The organism is Cupriavidus sp. FW306-1B-F12B (assembly GCF_058781795.1).
Genome location: NZ_JBYSXC010000001.1, coordinates 578,884 through 594,166, shown reverse-complemented (window position 1 = coordinate 594,166; position 15,283 = coordinate 578,884). Strand labels below are relative to the sequence as shown.

Genomic DNA, 15,283 nt, shown 5'->3' with positions numbered 1-15,283 from the left:
CAGTGGTGGCTATGGACCGCGCGCTGCATCACCGTGTAGGGCGCCTTCGCCTATATGTGCTTGGTCAGGGATGGACGGCCTCGGCATCGCTCCCGCGAACTTGTGACCGGACGTGCCGCCGCTGGTGACGATCACGTCGCGGCCGCCGCTTACGCCGGCAACGCCTCACCAGACAGCTCCCGCACGATGTACTCGGCGTACCAGGCCGGCCAGTTCTCATCGTGCTTGCCGCCGTTGCGCTTCTCATACTCGCCATGCGCAGCCGCCGCACGCCGGAGCGCGGCCGCGAGTTCGTTCGACGAGGTGAATGTCGTATCCGCATTCACGCGCCCGGGCAATCGCGCGGTGACCTCCTGCAACAGCCAGCTGTTGCCGTCCGGGTCGCTGAACGTGGCGTACGAGGAGTAGGTCTGCCGCTGCGGATGCGGGCCACTCTGAGAGGGTTCCCCGACGGTACGGTGGAACACTTCGCTCACGTCTACACCGAGAGCGACGAGTTCGGCGCGCGCTGCCTCGATGTCAGAGACGACAAGATAGAGCCCCTGTGCCGAGCCTGGCACGGCCGACGTGACTCCCATGCCGAAGTGGATCGAACACGACGAGCCTGGAGGGGTGAATTGAAGGACCCGAAACGCGTCGCCCTTGGGGAAGTCGGCGTCGAGCTTCCAGCCCAGGCCGCCGTAGAAGCGCTTGGCGCGATCCACGTCCGAAACGGGGATGACGACAACTTCGAGCTTCATGTCATTCCTGGCAATAGTCTTCACAATTGGACTCCGTTCAGAGGGATGGGATTGAATAGATGCAGCCAACGTCCTCGATGGGGCACGAGATGCGCCCCATGATCGTTCAGCAATGTGTATGGGCGCCGTCTGGTAGTCATGATCGATTTCCTTGAACGGCAGAGCCTGATATGGTCGGGCCAAAACCCGCATACGGCTTCAATGCAATGACTTGTGGGGGTTGAAGGTAGCCAGATTTCACCAAAGGCAAGGCGGAAAACCTGGTCCGGAGAGTCTCTGCATCTTCGCTCTCAGCAATGATGCATGCGCCACCATCGCCCCGCAGCCAAATCTGCCTGACTACGCTATCGACATAGAGGTGCCGGATGACCTCGGACTCGGCTTCGCGCTCTTCGCGTGTGGGTGTCTGTTGGCGAGGGGGGACGGTGAGGGAAACCAGGACAAGAAACTGCATGGTGGATTTCCTATGAGTAAATCGTTGCTGCGTACGATGATTTCGTGGCCCGATCAGGCTTTCGATAATTCGCCATCCGTCAGGCGCCAGATGTCGCGCGGATTGTCATGCTTGAGTGCTTCCGGCAAAAGCTCGTCAGGGAAGCCCTGGTAGCACACGGGCCGCAGGAATCGCTCAATCGAACTCATGCCAACCGAGGTGAAGCGGCTATCCGACGTTGCGGGAAAGGGTCCCCCGTGGATCGACGCGTATGACACTTCTTGCGGATGCGCAAACGCATTGATGACGATACGTCCCGTGCGACGCTCGAGAATGGGCAACAGGCGCGCAGCCAACGCATGATCGGCACGGTCGATTTGCATCGTCGCCGAGAGTTGGCCGCGAAATTGCCTGGCGATGGCAATCATTTGCTCAACGTCCTTCACGCGCACCAGTAGTGCCGCAGGGCCAAACACTTCCTCCGACAATGACGGCTCGTCGAGCATGCGCGAACCGTCGATTTCAAAGAGAAGCGACTGTCCGTCCCATGGGCCAAGCGGTTCGCCGCCAGCTGCAATGCGTTCCGCACCAGCGCCAAGGTGCCGATCCACATTCTTGCGATATGCCGTAGAGATTCCCGGCGTCAGCATTGTGCGGGACTGCATCGCTTCGACGCGGGCAATCATCGCCTCCTTCAGTTCGCTGTAGCCGATGCCATCGATGGCGAGGAGGATCGCAGGCTTCAGGCAGGCCTGACCCACCGTAACCAGCATCCGTTCGGTGAAGCCGTCGCCGATTTCCCTGCCACGCGCGAAAAGCGCGGCCGGCAGGACGAATGTCGGATTGACGCTTGTCATTTCAGTGAAGACCGGGATCGGATCCGGGCGCTGCTGTGCGCGCCGGAACAGTGCCATGCCGCCGCTTTCCGAGCCTGTGAAGGTCACACCCTTGATGAGCGGATGATCTACCAGCGCCTCACCAATGGCATTGCCGCCGCCACGGACCAGGGAAAAGACGCCTTCGTGCAGATCCGAGTCTTTTACGGCTTGGCGGATCACACGCCCCATCAGTTCTGACGCACCGGGATGGCCGTTGTGTGCTTTCAGGATGACGGGGCACCCCGCGGCTAGTGCCGACGCGGTGTCGCCGCCGGCGACCGAATACGAGATAGGGAAATTGCTTGCCCCAAAGATCGCGATCGGACCCAGCGCGATCTTTTGCATGCGGTGATCCATCCGCGGGCGAGGTTGACGCGCCGGTTGCGCGGGATCGATGGTCGCCTGGCGGAAGCGACCTTGACGCACGACCGTTGCAAACTGGCGAAACTGGGTTGCGGATTTCGCGGCTTCGCCTTCGAGCTGGGCGACGGGCAAGCCGGTTTCCAGCGATGCGCGCTGGGCCAGCTCCGGCGCAATGGCGTCGAGTCCATCGGCAACGCGTTCCAGGAACGCGGCGCGTACTTCTAGACTTGTGTTGTTGTAGCTGTCGAATGCGTCGTCGGCGAGCCGAGCAGCACGATCGACTTCTGCGATGTCGCCAAATGCGAAGGTGGGTTCGATCTCGAGATTCGTCGCGGGGTTCAGGGCCTTCATACTGCCCGCGGTTACGCCCACCTCCTGGGCGCCGATAAGCAGATTGCCATTGAGCGTCATGCTTGCACTCCTTGAGACGTAACGGGGAGCGCAGCAATCAGCTCGGCAGTCGCCAGGATTTCATGCGCGAAAGTCGGGCCGTTCAGATGGTGTGCGGCATGCATCATGTCCTTGGTGAAAGCGGCCGTTGCATCGCGCACGAGCGTGACGTGATAGCCCAGTTCCATGGCAAAGCGAGATGTCGATTCGATGCAGGTATTCGCCAGCAGGCCGACGACGATGACGTGCGTAATGCCTTGCTGTTTCAACTGAAAGTCGAGATCGGTGTTGGCAAAACCGCTTTGGCCCCAGTGTTCCTGGATGATGATGTCGCCGTCCTGGGGCACGAAGTCGGGGTGCCATTCGCCGCCCCACGTCCCCTTTGCGAAGGTGTGACGCTTCTGCACCAGACGTTGGGTCGGATTCGGATGATCCCAGTTGTCGTAGTCGCCGGGTTGCCAGCGACGATGCGGCACGTAGAAGATCTGGATGCCGGCTTTGCGTACTGCCGCCACCGAAGCGCGCAAGTTGTCGAGCAGTCGGACGTCGTTGGCGACGTCCTTGACCATCGGGAACAGCTTGCCGCCATCCGAGAGGAAATCGTTGTACGGGTCCACCAGCAAAAGGCCGGTTCGGTCCGGGCGATACACAGGATTAGCCATTTCGTTTCTCCTTTCAGAGGGTATGTGCGATCAAAGTCGCGTATCACGGTGGCGCCGAGTTGCTTGACTCGGTGGATGCGAGACGTCTCACGCTTCGGTTCAACGAAGTATAACTATGAAAATCATAGTGTCAAGAAATACGGGGATTTCCGGCTGATCTTCTGGAGGGCGGCAGGCTTCCGTCGCGCGCGGCGCGATCTGAAAAGCCCTGTGACTCACATCGCGTTCTGTTACTATGAAATTAATACCAACTATGAGAGATCAGTCGTGGCACGTGTGACCGAGACGGCAAATACGGTGTGCCCGGTGGCGCGCTCGTTGGATATCGTCGGCGACCGGTGGACAGTCCTGGTGCTACGGGAGCTGTACATGGGCGAAACGCGTTTCGATGAGATACAGATCCAGACGAATGCAACGCCTCAGATGCTCGCAACGCGTTTGAAGGCGCTCGAGGCGGATGGCATGGTCGAACGACAACCGTACAGAGAGAAGCCGCTGCGCTATGAGTATCGTCTGACCAAAAAGGGGTGGGCCTTCTATCCCGTCATCTACGCATTGCGGGCGTGGGGAGAAACGTGGTGCAAGGACGACAACGAAGAAGTCGCCATGCACTTTGTGCATCGTGAGTGCGGCCACGATGTGGGTCTCGCCAGTGTGTGTCCGCAATGCGGGATCGAGGTGCAGCGAGAGGACCTAGATGCGTCGCTTGGCAGCCAATTTGCGGCGGAGCGCGCAGAACGACGCGCTGTTTTCAAGACGAAATAGGTCCGGTTCGGACCGGCATCGACGAAGGCGCGCCTGGTCGCGGGGCGTCCATTCGGGCTTGAGGCGTTTCTCGAGTCGAAAGCGCTGCTTGGCGCCGTGTGATCGAACTGCGCGCCAGGTTAGCCTGCTGCGCCTGCGCTCCGGACGGGACGAAGCGATGCACACGTTGCCCGGTCCATCGGAAAGCTCCTGCGACCGCCTCAACTTCCTGACATCCTGCCCCCGAAGGGCCGGTCAGGCGAGCGGAGCGGACGTTCTTCAAGTCGAGGAAAATGACCTCAACGGGTCGGAAGCGGAAGTTCGACGCCGCGGCGGAGGTCGGCGACCGACGGACTTCCGAGTTCGGCCAGAAAGCGACGGCCGGGCTCTCAGACTGAATGGCCGAAGCTCTGCCACAGCGGACGCGTGCACTATATGGAGCTTGCCGGGCCGCCGTTAGAGTTCCTCTTTCGGTTGCTTCCAGTCCCGCCTTTCAAGTCGAGCGCATTGTCACCAAGTTAAGCGCCGCCAGTGGTCCTCCAGGAAATTGGTGCTGCCTTCCGCCCACATCGAGCGAACCGAGATCGATGCTGAAAAACCCAAGACGATCGATCAACGTGGCCACCTCGGCTTTGGCGTTCGCATCGTCACCCGATAAAAACAACACGCGGCGGCCACCTTCTGCTTGCGGATCGCCAGACACCAGCGCGGGTTGCAGGTGATTGAACGCCTTGACAACACGCGCGCCGGGCACGAGGTCTGCAAACACTGCGCTCGAAGAGCGGCCATGCAGGTCCGCGGGGCGAAACAGCGGGGCCTCAATTGGGTTGTTTGCGTCGACGACAATCCGCCCGCCAAATTCGGGCAGCCCGCTCAGTGCCAGTGGCAGCTTCGACCAGTTCACAGCCACCAGCACGATGTCCTGCGCTGCGGCTTCCTCGCGCGTGCCCGGGCGAATCGAAGGCCCGATTGCTTTCACGGCATCCCGAAGCGTTTCAGGCCCACGGCTGTTGGCCACCACTGCCTGGATGCCGTGGCGTGCCAGCGCCGTGGCGAACGCCATGCCTATCGCGCCCGCGCCGATGATGCCAATGGTCTTTCCGTAGCTTGCTTGCATGACGAACTCCTTGTTCAAGCGGTGAAGCCGCCATCGGCAACGATCTCGGCACCGGTCACGAAGGCTGCGTCCGGGCCGGCGAGGAATGCCACCACGCCGGCAATCTCATGTGGCTGCCCGTATCGGCCCAAGGCAATGCCGGGCCCTACGATCTCGCTAACCGGGCCGCCGGCGGGGTTCATATCGGTGTCGGTCGGGCCAGGGTGGACGGTGTTGACCGTGATGCCTTTCGGCCCCAGATCACGCACCAGACTGCGATTGAAGCCTGCAATTGCACCCTTGGTCAGCGTGTAGAGCGATGCCGTGGGAAACGCTGCGTAGCGCACCATCGACGAACCGATGTGGATCACGCGCCCGCCCGCCTTCATATGCCGCACCGCTTCCTGTGTGGCCACAAATACGCCGGTCACGTTCACCGCAATCATGCGCTCGTAGGTGTCGAACGGGATGTCCTCGATAGCGCCGCCCAGGCCCAGGCCAGCGTTGTTGACGAGGATATCGAGACCACCGAATGCGTCGACCGTCGCGGCCACGGCTCGGCGCACCGCGGCAGGATCGCCGGCGTCTGCGGCGAGCGCGATGGCCCGGCCGCCGGCCGCTTCGATCTCGCGTACCACCGTGGCGGCCTTATCCGGTGAGGCAGTGTAGGTCAGCGCCACGGACGCGCCGTCGGCGGCCAGGCGGCGGGCAATGGCGGCGCCGATGGAGCGCGAACCGCCAGTAACTAGGGCGATCTTGCCGACCAGGGAAAGCGTCTGTTGAGTCATTTTTAGCTCCGGTTTGGGTGAATCACAAGGTGTGAACGAAGTATGGGCGTGCGATTCCCCGGTGATTAGTCGCGAATGACTGGAATCAACTTCAAGCGATCGTGTAAGCTGAGTCGGATGGAAACCCTCGCCAACCTCGAATCCTTTGTGCGCAGTGCCGAAACCGGTAGCTTTTCGGCGGCGGGTCGCCGACTGGCCCTGACGCCCGCGGCCGTCAGCCGCAACGTGGCCATGCTCGAGCGCAATCTGGGCGTGCGACTCTTTCAGCGCTCGACACGCAAGCTGACGCTTACCGAGGCTGGCGAACGCTTCCTTGCATCCATCGGCGGCAACCTAGACGCTCTGCAAGCCGCCATCGCCGCCATGTCGAACGACCACGGCGAACCGGCTGGCGTGCTGAAAGTCAGCCTGGCCCCGTCGTTCGGCATGGCTTACGTGCTGCCGTTGCTTCCCGATTTCCTGAAGCGTTATCCGGCGATCCGCCCGGAATGGCATTTCGAGAATCGCGCGATCGATTTGATTGCCGAAGGGTTCGACGCGGCTATAGGCGGGGGCTTCGAGCTGGCGCCGGGTCTCGTGTCGCGCGCACTGGCACCGGCGCATGTCGTCGCCGTGGCGTCGCCTGCGTATCTGCGGGAACGCACGCTGCCAGCCGATCCATCCATGCTGAACGTCATGGATGGCATCGTCATGCGCTCCGGACGCACAGGGCGCACGCGCCAATGGACCATGCGCGATGCCGCCGGCAACGAGGTTGCCGCGACCATGCCCGAACGCATTGTGGTGAGCGACCCGGCCGCCATGCGTGAAGCCGCGCTACTGGGGCTCGGTGTAACATTGCTGGCTGTACCTGATGTGTTGCCATGGATTGAACGTGGCGAACTGGTGCGCTTACTGCCACGCTGGTATGCCGATGCAGGCGCCATTTCGCTGTACTACCCTACGCGCACACTGATACCAACCAAGACGCGCGTATTCATCGAATACGTTGTGGAAGCATTTCGCCAAATGCAGATGGCCGAACGCCTGGCAGGCAGCCTCGGCATTTAGCGTTGCCTGCCGAGACATGCCGCTTCGGCGTCCGCTCTGGCCTCAACTTGAGTCACTCGCCAAGCTTTAATGAAGGGTAGGAGTGGGTCGGACAGCGACCGTTACAGCAGGCGCAAACTGAATCTCCCTTCACCTGAAAGGAGATCGTCATGGATACGCGAAACTCCCCCGCCGCGCCTCACGTTCCTTGGAACAAAGGGAAGCTTACGGGTCAGAAGCCGCCCTTGAAGCTCAAGGAAATCTGGGCGATCCGCACCAGACTCCAAATGTCCTCGAAGGCGCGCGAGCTTGCGCTGTTCAACTTGGCCATCGACAGCAAGCTCCGAGCTTGCGATCTGACTCGATTGCTGGTCCAAGACATATGCAACGGCGGGCACGTGGCCGCCCGAGCCACAGTCACTCAGCAAAAGACCCATCGACCGGTGCAGTTTGAGATCACCGAGCAGACCCGTGACAGCGTTGCTGCCTGGATTCGGATACGAGGACTCCGTTCATCTGACCACCTTTTCCCAAGCCGACTTCACGCCTCTGCCCATCTTTCGACGCGGCAGTACGCCCGCCTAGTGCATCGATGGATCGCTTCGATCGGCCTCGATGATTCGGCGTACGGCACACACACGTTGCGCCGAACGAAGGCTTCGTTGATCTACCGGCGCACCAAGAACCTGCGCGCAGTACAGTTGCTGCTTGGACACACTAAGATCGAGAGCACTGTCAGATATCTTGGCATCGAGGTCGACGACGCGCTTGAGATGGCGGAGCAGACTGAAGTTTGATGACATCACGGCCGGCGAGCGGTCGCTTGCGGCCAATTGCGGTCATTGATCGTGTCGTGTTCCAGGACTCTTTTGACTCCATCAACAGACGCTCAAAGCGGTCGAAGGGCCGTTGGCCCGCGCAATAGCTATAGTGCGATAGCTCACGCGGCGCTCTTCCTTAGGCACACGGCTGTAGTTGGGCAGACTCGCATGGTCGCCGTGTTCGAGAGATGAAGCCATTGTTGCGACCGCGGAGAGTCTGATCCGGCTTGGCTTGCTCGGCCAATCAACGGAGATTACCTAGGGCAATCTACTCGGCATCAGACAGCTTTTAGCAACTCGTTGCGCTGCTCCGCCCATTTGAGAAGAGCGTCCAGAGCGGGACAGAGTGCTTGTCCCCAATCAGTCAACCGGTATTCCACCTTGGGCGGCACCTGGGCATAGAGCTTTCTTGCCACGATCCCGTCCGCCTCCAACTGGCGTAGCTGCTGCGCGAGCATCTTTTGCGAAATACCAGGGATGAGCTTCTCCAGATCAGAGAAACGCTGCACCTTGCCATCGAAAAGGTGGAACAGGATGACCAGCTTCCAGCGCCCTTCCAGCAATTTAAGCACTGCTTCGACACCAACTGCGGCCGTGTCGGGGGTGTATTCCTTTCCCATAGGTAGGTAACTTACTTTTCCGTGCGTTCTTGTTCAATAGTAAGTTTATAGCGAAAATTCCTGTATCGACACTTTGCCATCAGAGGCTCCTTGCATGGACATTTCACTACCCGATGCGGTCTCCACTTTTTTTCAGGTGAGCAATGGTGCCGCGCCTTCATCGCTGCGGCGTGCTTTTTCCGAAAAGGCCGTTGTTCACGATGAAGGCCAGACGTATCAGGGACACGAAGCAATCGAAACCTGGCTGGCGGAAGCGCAGCGCAAGTATGCCTATAGCGTAGAGCCGTTGACGTTCGTGCAAGACGACGCCCGCGTCACTGTCGTGGCTCAATATGCTGGCAACTTCCCCGGAGGTCTCGCCGACCTGAAACATGCATTCCGGCTCACGGACCACAAGATTGAATTTCTAGAGATCCGCTGATGACCACGAACCGCGAACTCACGGGCAAGCGTGTGCTGGTCACGGCTGGCACGAAGGGCGTTGGCCGCGCCGTCGTCGAACTGCTCGGCGAACTCGGCGCGCGCATCCTGACGACGGCTCGTGCCAAGCCGGACTTCATTCCCGACGCCATGTTCGTCGAAGCCGACCTCACTACGCCGGAGGGTTGCGCCACCGTAGCACAGGCCATCGAAAACCGGCTGGGTGGCGTGGACGCCATCATCCATGTCCTGGGCGGATCGTCAGCCCCGGCAGGCGGTTTTGCCGCGCTGGATGAAACCGAATGGCAGAAAGAGCTGAACCTCAATCTGTTTCCGGCCGTACGACTGGATCGGGCGTTGTTGCCGAAGATGATTGAGCAACGTGCAGGCGTCATCATCCACGTCACGTCCATCCAGAATCGTTTGCCCTTGCCGGAATCGACCACGGCTTATGCTGCCGCCAAGGCTGCACTGTCCACGTACAGCAAGAGTCTGTCGAAGGAAATCACGCCTAAGGGCGTGCGCGTCGTGCGCGTGTCGCCGGGCTGGGTGGAAACCGAAGCGGCAGTTGCGCTGGCAGAACGGCTTGCCAGCCAGGCCGGTACGGATTACGAAGGCGGCAAGCAGATCATCATGGATGCGCTGGGTGGCATCCCGCTCGGGCGGCCGTGCAAGCCGGCGGAAGTCGCCGACCTGATCGCCTTTTTGATCTCGCCGCGTGCGGCGGCGATCAGCGGGGCAGAGTACGTGATCGACGGTGGAACCATTCCCACCGCGTAAGACTGATCCATCTGGACACCGACACGATTCTGCAGTACTCATCGCCCGGGCACCCTATGCGTCCTGGTGTACCGCCGCTGGGTTGGGGCGTGCGCCCCGCGCCGCGGGAGCCGCTGCCATCCGGCTTTGACCCCTGACGGGCGAGTCGTAAGGCTGTCGGTTTCCATCGCCTTTTAAGGCGGTGATGGCGTCGAGCCCGTTGCAATATAAGAAGCGAATCCGATTGTTGCACGCGATCGCTGCTGGTTCGTAGTCACGACGGTGCGACGTCGATTGTCTTTGTTCAGCATAGATTAGGCTCGCCTGTTCGGTCTGCCATCCTCAAGTGACCTTGCGAAGGCCATTCAAAAACTTCGGGGCGCATACTCACCGCACAAACCAATGCCGCGGGACGGTCTGTGCCATAGCATCGAGGGTTCACAACGCACTTTCGGGAGAAGGAAGGCTGTCGACAGGCGCCGAAAAATCTCCCTCACGTATCGCTTTCCGTTTTGTAGGCGTTCCAGTTACAGAGTGTCGAGTCAACCGGGATGTTCCAGTGCCTGATATGTGGTCGTCAAGGGACACTGGCAAGCTGGGTGCAACAGGCTGTTTAGGGTCGACAAGAGACCTTCGTTCACCTTAGATAGCGGGACGCGTCACGCTGGGTCAGTTCCTTGTCACCGGAATCGAGGTGGTCGCGGTCTGGGCGCTGTTCGACCGCTTCGGCGACGTGCAGGGCTGGCGCATCGGCGAAGTGGCGCTGTTCTACGGGCTGGTGAACTGCATGTTCGCCATCGCCGATGCCATCGGGCGCGGTTTCGACGTGCTGGGCAGACCTTTTTGCGTACCGGCGAATTCGACTGGTTTCGTTTTTCTCCTGGCGGCCATCGGCGCATGGCGTACCGGGCTGCGCCACTACACGTCGACTGGCAGCTAGCTGGTCACGGTCTGGGCCGTTATTGAGCTTCAGCCTTCGCGGTGGCGCAGATTGACGACCGCGAGAGGGACTCCGCTGACATCTGACGGCCGGCGAACACCATGTCTGTGTGGCCGCCTTCGACCATGCACGTATTTGTCTGGAAGCGAACAGAGCATGCCCGACGAGGGCTAGTAGCGTAGGGATCGGCGGGTGGGCTGCATGGCAAGCCCTGTCGCCGATGACGCGACGAGGCAAGGCTCAGGGCAGTTGCCTGCGTCATAAAGCGGGGCGGCGTCTGCCGTGGGCGCTACCGCTTCTGCGCAGCCATGGCGCGCTGGGGATGCCGTGTCAAATTTCTATGATCTTTCGGGGAAGGCAGCGCTGGTGACCGGCGGTGCAAAGGGGCTCGGCCGGGCGCCTGGGCGATCCGGCCGAGGCTGCGCACCTGGTAGCGTGGCTATGTTCGGACGCCAGCCGCTTTAATGCAGGCGCTGTCTTTGACATGTCCGGTGGGCGAGCGCGATTTTAAGGAAGTGCGGATCTTCGGTTGGCATGCCGTGAGATCGATTCGATAATCCGCTCCGACCCGGGCGTCTACGGCTTGATCTTCCGCGAATCGCAGCACGCGACACAGACGGCATTCGAGCCAAGCTTCGGGGCGTGAACGGCTGCCGTCTTGCCCGGCTATGGGCATTCGGCGGGCGGCCTGACATAGTAGTTCCCCCGCAAAAACTGGGACCGCTGATTGGCGGTTCGCCAATCTCCATGGTTGGCATTGCGCTGCGCCGGGCTGATAATCACGACAGTGGTCTTGGGAGGATGCATAACGACGAGGGCTGAGGAGGGGGGCAGCCAGGTCCTGGCTGGATGCGGCGTTTGCTGGCGCGTACCAGCGCGCCTGGGCCGCCCTTCAGGATCCGTCGCCATTGCTACCTGCCGCATCGCAACGACATATTGCCCGGATTCCGCTGCTGCGCCTGACTGGCACCCGCCGGCGGTCTTCCTGTCCCAGTTCTCCAGGAGCTAGCCATGAATGATCCACAGAAATCCCCGTTGACCATTGCCGAAGCTTGGCAGGCGCCGCCGGACCGCACCAGCGTGACTGACGACGCCCGCGTCGAAGACATCATTCCGCTGCCTCCGCCTGAACACCTGATCCGTTTCTTCCCGATCCGGGGCACGCCGGTCGAATCCCTGGTCACCCAGACGCGCCAGCGCATCTCGCGCATTCTGCACGGCAAGGATGACCGGCTGCTTGTGATCATGGGACCTTGCTCGATCCACGACCCGCAGGCGGCACTCGAGTACGCACGGCGGCTGATGGAGCAGCGCCAGCGCCACGCCGGGTCGCTGGAGATCGTGATGCGTGTGTACTTCGAGAAGCCGCGTACCACGGTGGGCTGGAAAGGGCTGATCAACGACCCCTACCTGGACGAAAGCTATCGCATCGACGAAGGCCTGCGCATCGCGCGCAGCCTGCTGGTCGATATCAATCGCCTCGGGTTGCCGGCGGCCGGTGAGTTCCTGGACGTGATCTCGCCCCAGTACATAGGCGACCTGATCTGCTGGGGCGCGATCGGCGCACGCACCACCGAGAGCCAGGTGCACCGCGAGCTGGCTTCGGGCGTTTCAGCGCCGATTGGCTTCAAGAATGGCACTGACGGCAACATCAGGATTGCCATCGATGCTATCCAGGCCGCATCGCGTCCGCATCACTTCCTGGGCGTGCACAAGAACGGGCAGGTGGCGACGGTGCATACCAAGGGCAACCCGGACTGCCACGTCATTCTCCGTGGCGGCAAGGCCCCGAACTACGATGCGGATTCCGTGGCGGCCGCCTGCAGGGAACTGGAAGCGGCCGGGCTCGGCAACTCGCTGATGGTGGATTGCAGCCACGCCAACAGCAGCAAGCAACACCTGCGGCAGGTCGATGTCGCGCGGGACGTGGCGCAACAGATCAACGGTGGCAGTGGCTCCATTTTCGGGGTGATGGTCGAAAGCCATCTGTTCCCCGGCGCACAGAAGTTCACCCCGGGCCAGCACAGTCCGTCCGCGTTGACATACGGGCAGAGCATCACCGACGCCTGCATCGGGTGGGACGACTCGGTGGCAGTGCTGGACATGCTTGGCGAGGCGGTCAGTGTGCGCCGTGGGCGGGATTCGCAGCCGTAGGCGTTCCGCATCTACGTCCCCAAGGAGCCGGTGAGGCAATGCGACTGGACCTCACCTCTCCCTGACATTGGTGAAATAGACAAAAGCTCTTTGCATACCGGAATGATCTCTTTTGACGTCGCACAATATCGTCTTGATTTTCAGGCTGTCGCCGTTGTGGTACGCGGAGATTATGTACTGCTCCATCGCGGCGAGAACGGTGGCTCCGGGAGCCTTCCGGACCTGTTGCAACGCCTCTAGCTGGCCCATCCTGCGTCGCATGTGCCTTCGACCAGATTAAGGTCCAATCGATGGCAGGCGTGGGCCAAGCTGCGCCGGCAGCCAAGACATAAGCCGCCGGGCAACAACCTCAATCCAGCGTAATCTTCCCCGCCTTCACAATCTCCGCATAGCGCGTGGTATCACGCTCGATCAGCTTGCGGAACTCTTCAGGCGTACCGCCCACCGGCACAAAACCGAGGTCGGTCAGCTTCTTCGCGACCTCCGGGCTGCGCGTGGCCGCGGCGATTTCCCTGGCCATGCGGGCCACGACCGGTTGCGGCGTGCCGGCAGGCGCCATCAGCCCGGTCCAGGAGCTCATCACGAAGCCGGGGAAACCTGCTTCCTCCATGGTCGGGATGTTGGGCTCGCCCGGCCAGCGCTTGGCGGAGGCCACGGCCAGCACATTGATCTTGCCCGATTTCACATGCGGCATCGGCACCAGCAGCGGGTCGAAGGCGACCGAGACTTCGCCGGACACCAGCGCGGGCAGGATCGGCGCACTGCCGTTGTACGGCACATGGGTCAGCTTGAGCTTCGACTCCATCGCCAGGCGCTCGCCCGTCAGGTGCGCGGAGCTGCCGACGCCGCTGGAACCGAAGGTCAGCATGTCGGGGTGCTTCTTGCCGTAGTCGACCAGTTCGGCGACGGTCTTGACCGGCAGCTTCTTGCTGGAGAACAGGAACAGCGGCAGCTCGGCCATTTCCGCCACCGGCACCAGATCCGTGGGCTTGTAGCTGAGCTTGGAATACAGCGACATGTTCGCGCTGTAGGCGGCCAGCACCGACACGAAGGTGTAGCCATCCGGCGCCGAGCGCGCGGCCACGCCGACGCCCAGGGTGCTGTTGGCGCCAGGCTTGTTCTCGATGATGATCGGCTGGCCCAGCCGTTGCGAGACTCTTTCGAACACGACGCGCGAGACGGTGTCGGTGGAACCGCCCGGCGTGTAAGGCACGATCACCTTGATCGGCTTGGCCGGCCACGCTTCGGCGGCGAGGGCAGTGGGGGCGGTGTGGGCGGCGGCCAGGCCGGCAATGGCCATGGCGGCGAAACGCGCGCTGCGCGCCACGCGATGCTTGATGCTGGACTTCAACTACATCTCCTTCTTTGGCTTCTTCGACTATCCCCTGGCGGGATGCTGCGGCCGGATATTCCGGCCGGCGCAATTATGCGGGACGCAGTTTCGAAGAACCGTGGCGGTACCGTCCAAATCGCGGGCGCGGGCCATCCACTGTGCGATAGCCGCACTGGGCGGACGGCTATCGGCGTCAGAATTCGTAGTTGATCGACAGGTCGAAGACCCCGTTGGTCGACTTGCGCGTGATCGGGCTGTCCGCCGCATCGCCAGCCAGCTGCGAGATCGCGATGTCGCTGGTGGCGAACCAGTGCTTGTTGAAATACCACACCGCGCTGACGCCGAAGCCGTAGGACTTGATGCCGCCGCGCGCATGGTAGGCGGGCCGTCCGGCGCGGGCCTGCGAGTCGCTGACGCCGTACCAGGCGTTCATGTAGCGCGAGTCGGCCAGGGTCACGGTGGGGCCGGCAAACCAGAAGAATTTCTCGGAGCTGCCCGGCAGCGGCATATAGGCGCCGATATCGCCGACCCAGCCGTCGCTGCCGCCCAGGCTGCGGCGCGCGTCGATGCGCAGCACCAGCGGGAATTCCTTCGAGACCGCGTATTCAGCGAACAGCTTGCCTTCCGGCGCCGGGTTGATATTGCCCATGCCGTCCAGGTGCGGCGAGTCCTCCTTTGCGCGCCGCCCAAGGTTGTAGGACAGCGCGATCCCCGCGCGCCAGTTCTTGCCCAGCAGCAGGTTCACGCCCAGCCCTTCGCCGATCGAGGCAAAGGCCAGGTCGCGGTAGCGGATATCGATGCTGGGCCCGCCGATGAGGATGTATTCCGACGAGCCGTCGTAGCGCGGCCGCACCATGGCCGCGGCGCCGAGCCGGACTTGCCAGTCGGGGATGGTGTCTTCAAACAGCTTCTGTAGCGGGATGCCGGCGGAGAACTGCCATTCCGCCAGCGGTGCCGGGGTCTGGGCGCTGGCCAGGGCCGGGGCCAGGACGGCGCCGGCGGCCAGCAGCAGGGCAATGCACGAGAACGGACGCTTGGGGTAGAGCTCGGTCACGGCAGCCTCCACGCCCGCCAGGCGGGCAGTCAGGTTGCGGGCACGAAGCCCGTGGGCGA

The 15,283-nt window shown here is 61.9% G+C and carries 15 protein-coding genes and 1 pseudogene; 7 read left to right on the top strand and 9 right to left on the bottom strand.

Going from position 1 to position 15,283, the window contains the following annotated elements; all coding sequences use genetic code 11:
- Positions 1-149 precede the first annotated feature (149 nt).
- The 4 genes from AC3WLE_RS02670 to AC3WLE_RS02655 all read right to left on the bottom strand — a co-directional run bounded on the left by AC3WLE_RS02670 (position 150) and on the right by AC3WLE_RS02655 (position 3,466).
- The gene (locus AC3WLE_RS02670; protein WP_492357480.1) at positions 150-740 is read right to left on the bottom strand and encodes a VOC family protein; all 591 of its coding nucleotides are present in this window, start codon (positions 738-740) and stop codon (positions 150-152) included.
- A 136-nt stretch (positions 741-876) separates the two neighbouring features.
- Positions 877-1,194 (bottom strand): hypothetical protein, encoded by a 318-nt coding sequence (locus AC3WLE_RS02665; protein ID WP_492357479.1) that lies wholly within the window; start codon positions 1,192-1,194, stop codon positions 877-879.
- Between the two features lie 53 nt (positions 1,195-1,247).
- Positions 1,248-2,825 (bottom strand): aldehyde dehydrogenase (NADP(+)), encoded by a 1,578-nt coding sequence (locus tag AC3WLE_RS02660; protein WP_492357478.1) that lies wholly within the window; start codon positions 2,823-2,825, stop codon positions 1,248-1,250.
- Entirely contained in the window at positions 2,822-3,466 is a 645-nt protein-coding gene (locus AC3WLE_RS02655) for a cysteine hydrolase family protein (RefSeq protein WP_492357477.1), read from the bottom strand. Before AC3WLE_RS02655 ends, AC3WLE_RS02660 begins: the two co-directional genes overlap by 4 nt.
- Positions 3,467-3,541: 75 nt before the next feature.
- Between AC3WLE_RS02655 and AC3WLE_RS02650 the strand changes: the two genes are divergently transcribed.
- Positions 3,542-4,231, top strand: coding sequence for a winged helix-turn-helix transcriptional regulator (locus AC3WLE_RS02650; RefSeq protein WP_492357476.1), 690 nt, complete (start codon positions 3,542-3,544; stop codon positions 4,229-4,231).
- A gap of 472 nt (positions 4,232-4,703) precedes the next feature.
- Here AC3WLE_RS02650 and AC3WLE_RS02645 read toward each other — a convergent pair whose 3' ends face one another.
- Positions 4,704-5,327 carry an NADPH-dependent F420 reductase gene (locus AC3WLE_RS02645; RefSeq protein ID WP_492357475.1) on the bottom strand — a complete coding sequence of 208 codons (624 nt, stop codon included), beginning with the start codon at positions 5,325-5,327 and terminating at the stop codon, positions 4,704-4,706.
- 14 nt (positions 5,328-5,341) lie between these two features.
- Entirely contained in the window at positions 5,342-6,094 is a 753-nt protein-coding gene (locus AC3WLE_RS02640; protein WP_492357474.1) for a 3-oxoacyl-ACP reductase family protein, read from the bottom strand.
- 117 nt (positions 6,095-6,211) lie between these two features.
- Between AC3WLE_RS02640 and AC3WLE_RS02635 the strand changes: the two genes are divergently transcribed.
- Complete coding sequence (locus AC3WLE_RS02635; RefSeq protein ID WP_492357473.1) at positions 6,212-7,144, top strand: LysR family transcriptional regulator; 933 nt, start codon at positions 6,212-6,214, stop codon at positions 7,142-7,144.
- A gap of 149 nt (positions 7,145-7,293) precedes the next feature.
- Entirely contained in the window at positions 7,294-7,920 is a 627-nt protein-coding gene (locus AC3WLE_RS02630) for a tyrosine-type recombinase/integrase (RefSeq protein ID WP_492357472.1), read from the top strand.
- Between the two features lie 302 nt (positions 7,921-8,222).
- Here AC3WLE_RS02630 and AC3WLE_RS02625 read toward each other — a convergent pair whose 3' ends face one another.
- Entirely contained in the window at positions 8,223-8,564 is a 342-nt protein-coding gene (locus AC3WLE_RS02625; RefSeq protein ID WP_018312229.1) for a winged helix-turn-helix transcriptional regulator, read from the bottom strand.
- A 94-nt stretch (positions 8,565-8,658) separates the two neighbouring features.
- On the opposite strand from AC3WLE_RS02625, the gene AC3WLE_RS02620 reads away from it, so the two are divergent.
- From AC3WLE_RS02620 to AC3WLE_RS02605, 4 genes and pseudogenes are all read left to right on the top strand, one after another.
- Positions 8,659-8,985 carry a nuclear transport factor 2 family protein gene (locus tag AC3WLE_RS02620; protein WP_492357471.1) on the top strand — a complete coding sequence of 109 codons (327 nt, stop codon included), beginning with the start codon at positions 8,659-8,661 and terminating at the stop codon, positions 8,983-8,985.
- A complete protein-coding gene (locus tag AC3WLE_RS02615) occupies positions 8,985-9,764 on the top strand; it encodes an SDR family oxidoreductase (protein ID WP_018312231.1) in 780 nt (259 codons plus the stop codon). Before AC3WLE_RS02620 ends, AC3WLE_RS02615 begins: the two co-directional genes overlap by 1 nt.
- Positions 9,765-10,401: 637 nt before the next feature.
- A pseudogene (locus AC3WLE_RS02610) lies at positions 10,402-10,691 on the top strand (hypothetical protein); the annotation flags it as partial.
- 1,003 nt (positions 10,692-11,694) lie between these two features.
- Positions 11,695-12,837, top strand: a complete 1,143-nt coding sequence (locus AC3WLE_RS02605) for a 3-deoxy-7-phosphoheptulonate synthase (RefSeq protein ID WP_492357470.1) — start codon at positions 11,695-11,697, stop codon at positions 12,835-12,837.
- A 349-nt stretch (positions 12,838-13,186) separates the two neighbouring features.
- Here AC3WLE_RS02605 and AC3WLE_RS02600 read toward each other — a convergent pair whose 3' ends face one another.
- Positions 13,187-14,188: a Bug family tripartite tricarboxylate transporter substrate binding protein gene (locus AC3WLE_RS02600; RefSeq protein ID WP_492318582.1), complete on the bottom strand. Its 1,002-nt coding sequence runs from the start codon at positions 14,186-14,188 to the stop codon at positions 13,187-13,189.
- Positions 14,189-14,363: 175 nt separating this feature from the next.
- Positions 14,364-15,224, bottom strand: coding sequence for a MipA/OmpV family protein (locus AC3WLE_RS02595; protein WP_492357469.1), 861 nt, complete (start codon positions 15,222-15,224; stop codon positions 14,364-14,366).
- Positions 15,225-15,283: the final 59 nt, after the last annotated feature.

Excerpts from the sequence above, each read along its gene's own strand:
- AC3WLE_RS02655 (WP_492357477.1), bottom strand. The coding sequence starts at position 3,466 with ATGGCTAATCCTGTGTATCGCCCGGACCGAACCGGCCTTTTGCTGGTG.
- AC3WLE_RS02660 (WP_492357478.1), bottom strand. The coding sequence starts at position 2,825 with ATGACGCTCAATGGCAATCTGCTTATCGGCGCCCAGGAGGTGGGCGTA.
- AC3WLE_RS02650 (WP_492357476.1), top strand. The coding sequence starts at position 3,542 with ATGCGAGACGTCTCACGCTTCGGTTCAACGAAGTATAACTATGAAAAT.
- AC3WLE_RS02670 (WP_492357480.1), bottom strand. The coding sequence starts at position 740 with ATGAAGCTCGAAGTTGTCGTCATCCCCGTTTCGGACGTGGATCGCGCC.
- AC3WLE_RS02620 (WP_492357471.1), top strand. The coding sequence starts at position 8,659 with ATGGACATTTCACTACCCGATGCGGTCTCCACTTTTTTTCAGGTGAGC.
- AC3WLE_RS02625 (WP_018312229.1), bottom strand. The coding sequence starts at position 8,564 with ATGGGAAAGGAATACACCCCCGACACGGCCGCAGTTGGTGTCGAAGCA.
- AC3WLE_RS02645 (WP_492357475.1), bottom strand. The coding sequence starts at position 5,327 with ATGCAAGCAAGCTACGGAAAGACCATTGGCATCATCGGCGCGGGCGCG.
- AC3WLE_RS02615 (WP_018312231.1), top strand. The coding sequence starts at position 8,985 with ATGACCACGAACCGCGAACTCACGGGCAAGCGTGTGCTGGTCACGGCT.
- AC3WLE_RS02665 (WP_492357479.1), bottom strand. The coding sequence starts at position 1,194 with ATGCAGTTTCTTGTCCTGGTTTCCCTCACCGTCCCCCCTCGCCAACAG.
- AC3WLE_RS02605 (WP_492357470.1), top strand. The coding sequence starts at position 11,695 with ATGAATGATCCACAGAAATCCCCGTTGACCATTGCCGAAGCTTGGCAG.
- AC3WLE_RS02640 (WP_492357474.1), bottom strand. The coding sequence starts at position 6,094 with ATGACTCAACAGACGCTTTCCCTGGTCGGCAAGATCGCCCTAGTTACT.
- AC3WLE_RS02635 (WP_492357473.1), top strand. The coding sequence starts at position 6,212 with ATGGAAACCCTCGCCAACCTCGAATCCTTTGTGCGCAGTGCCGAAACC.
- AC3WLE_RS02630 (WP_492357472.1), top strand. The coding sequence starts at position 7,294 with ATGGATACGCGAAACTCCCCCGCCGCGCCTCACGTTCCTTGGAACAAA.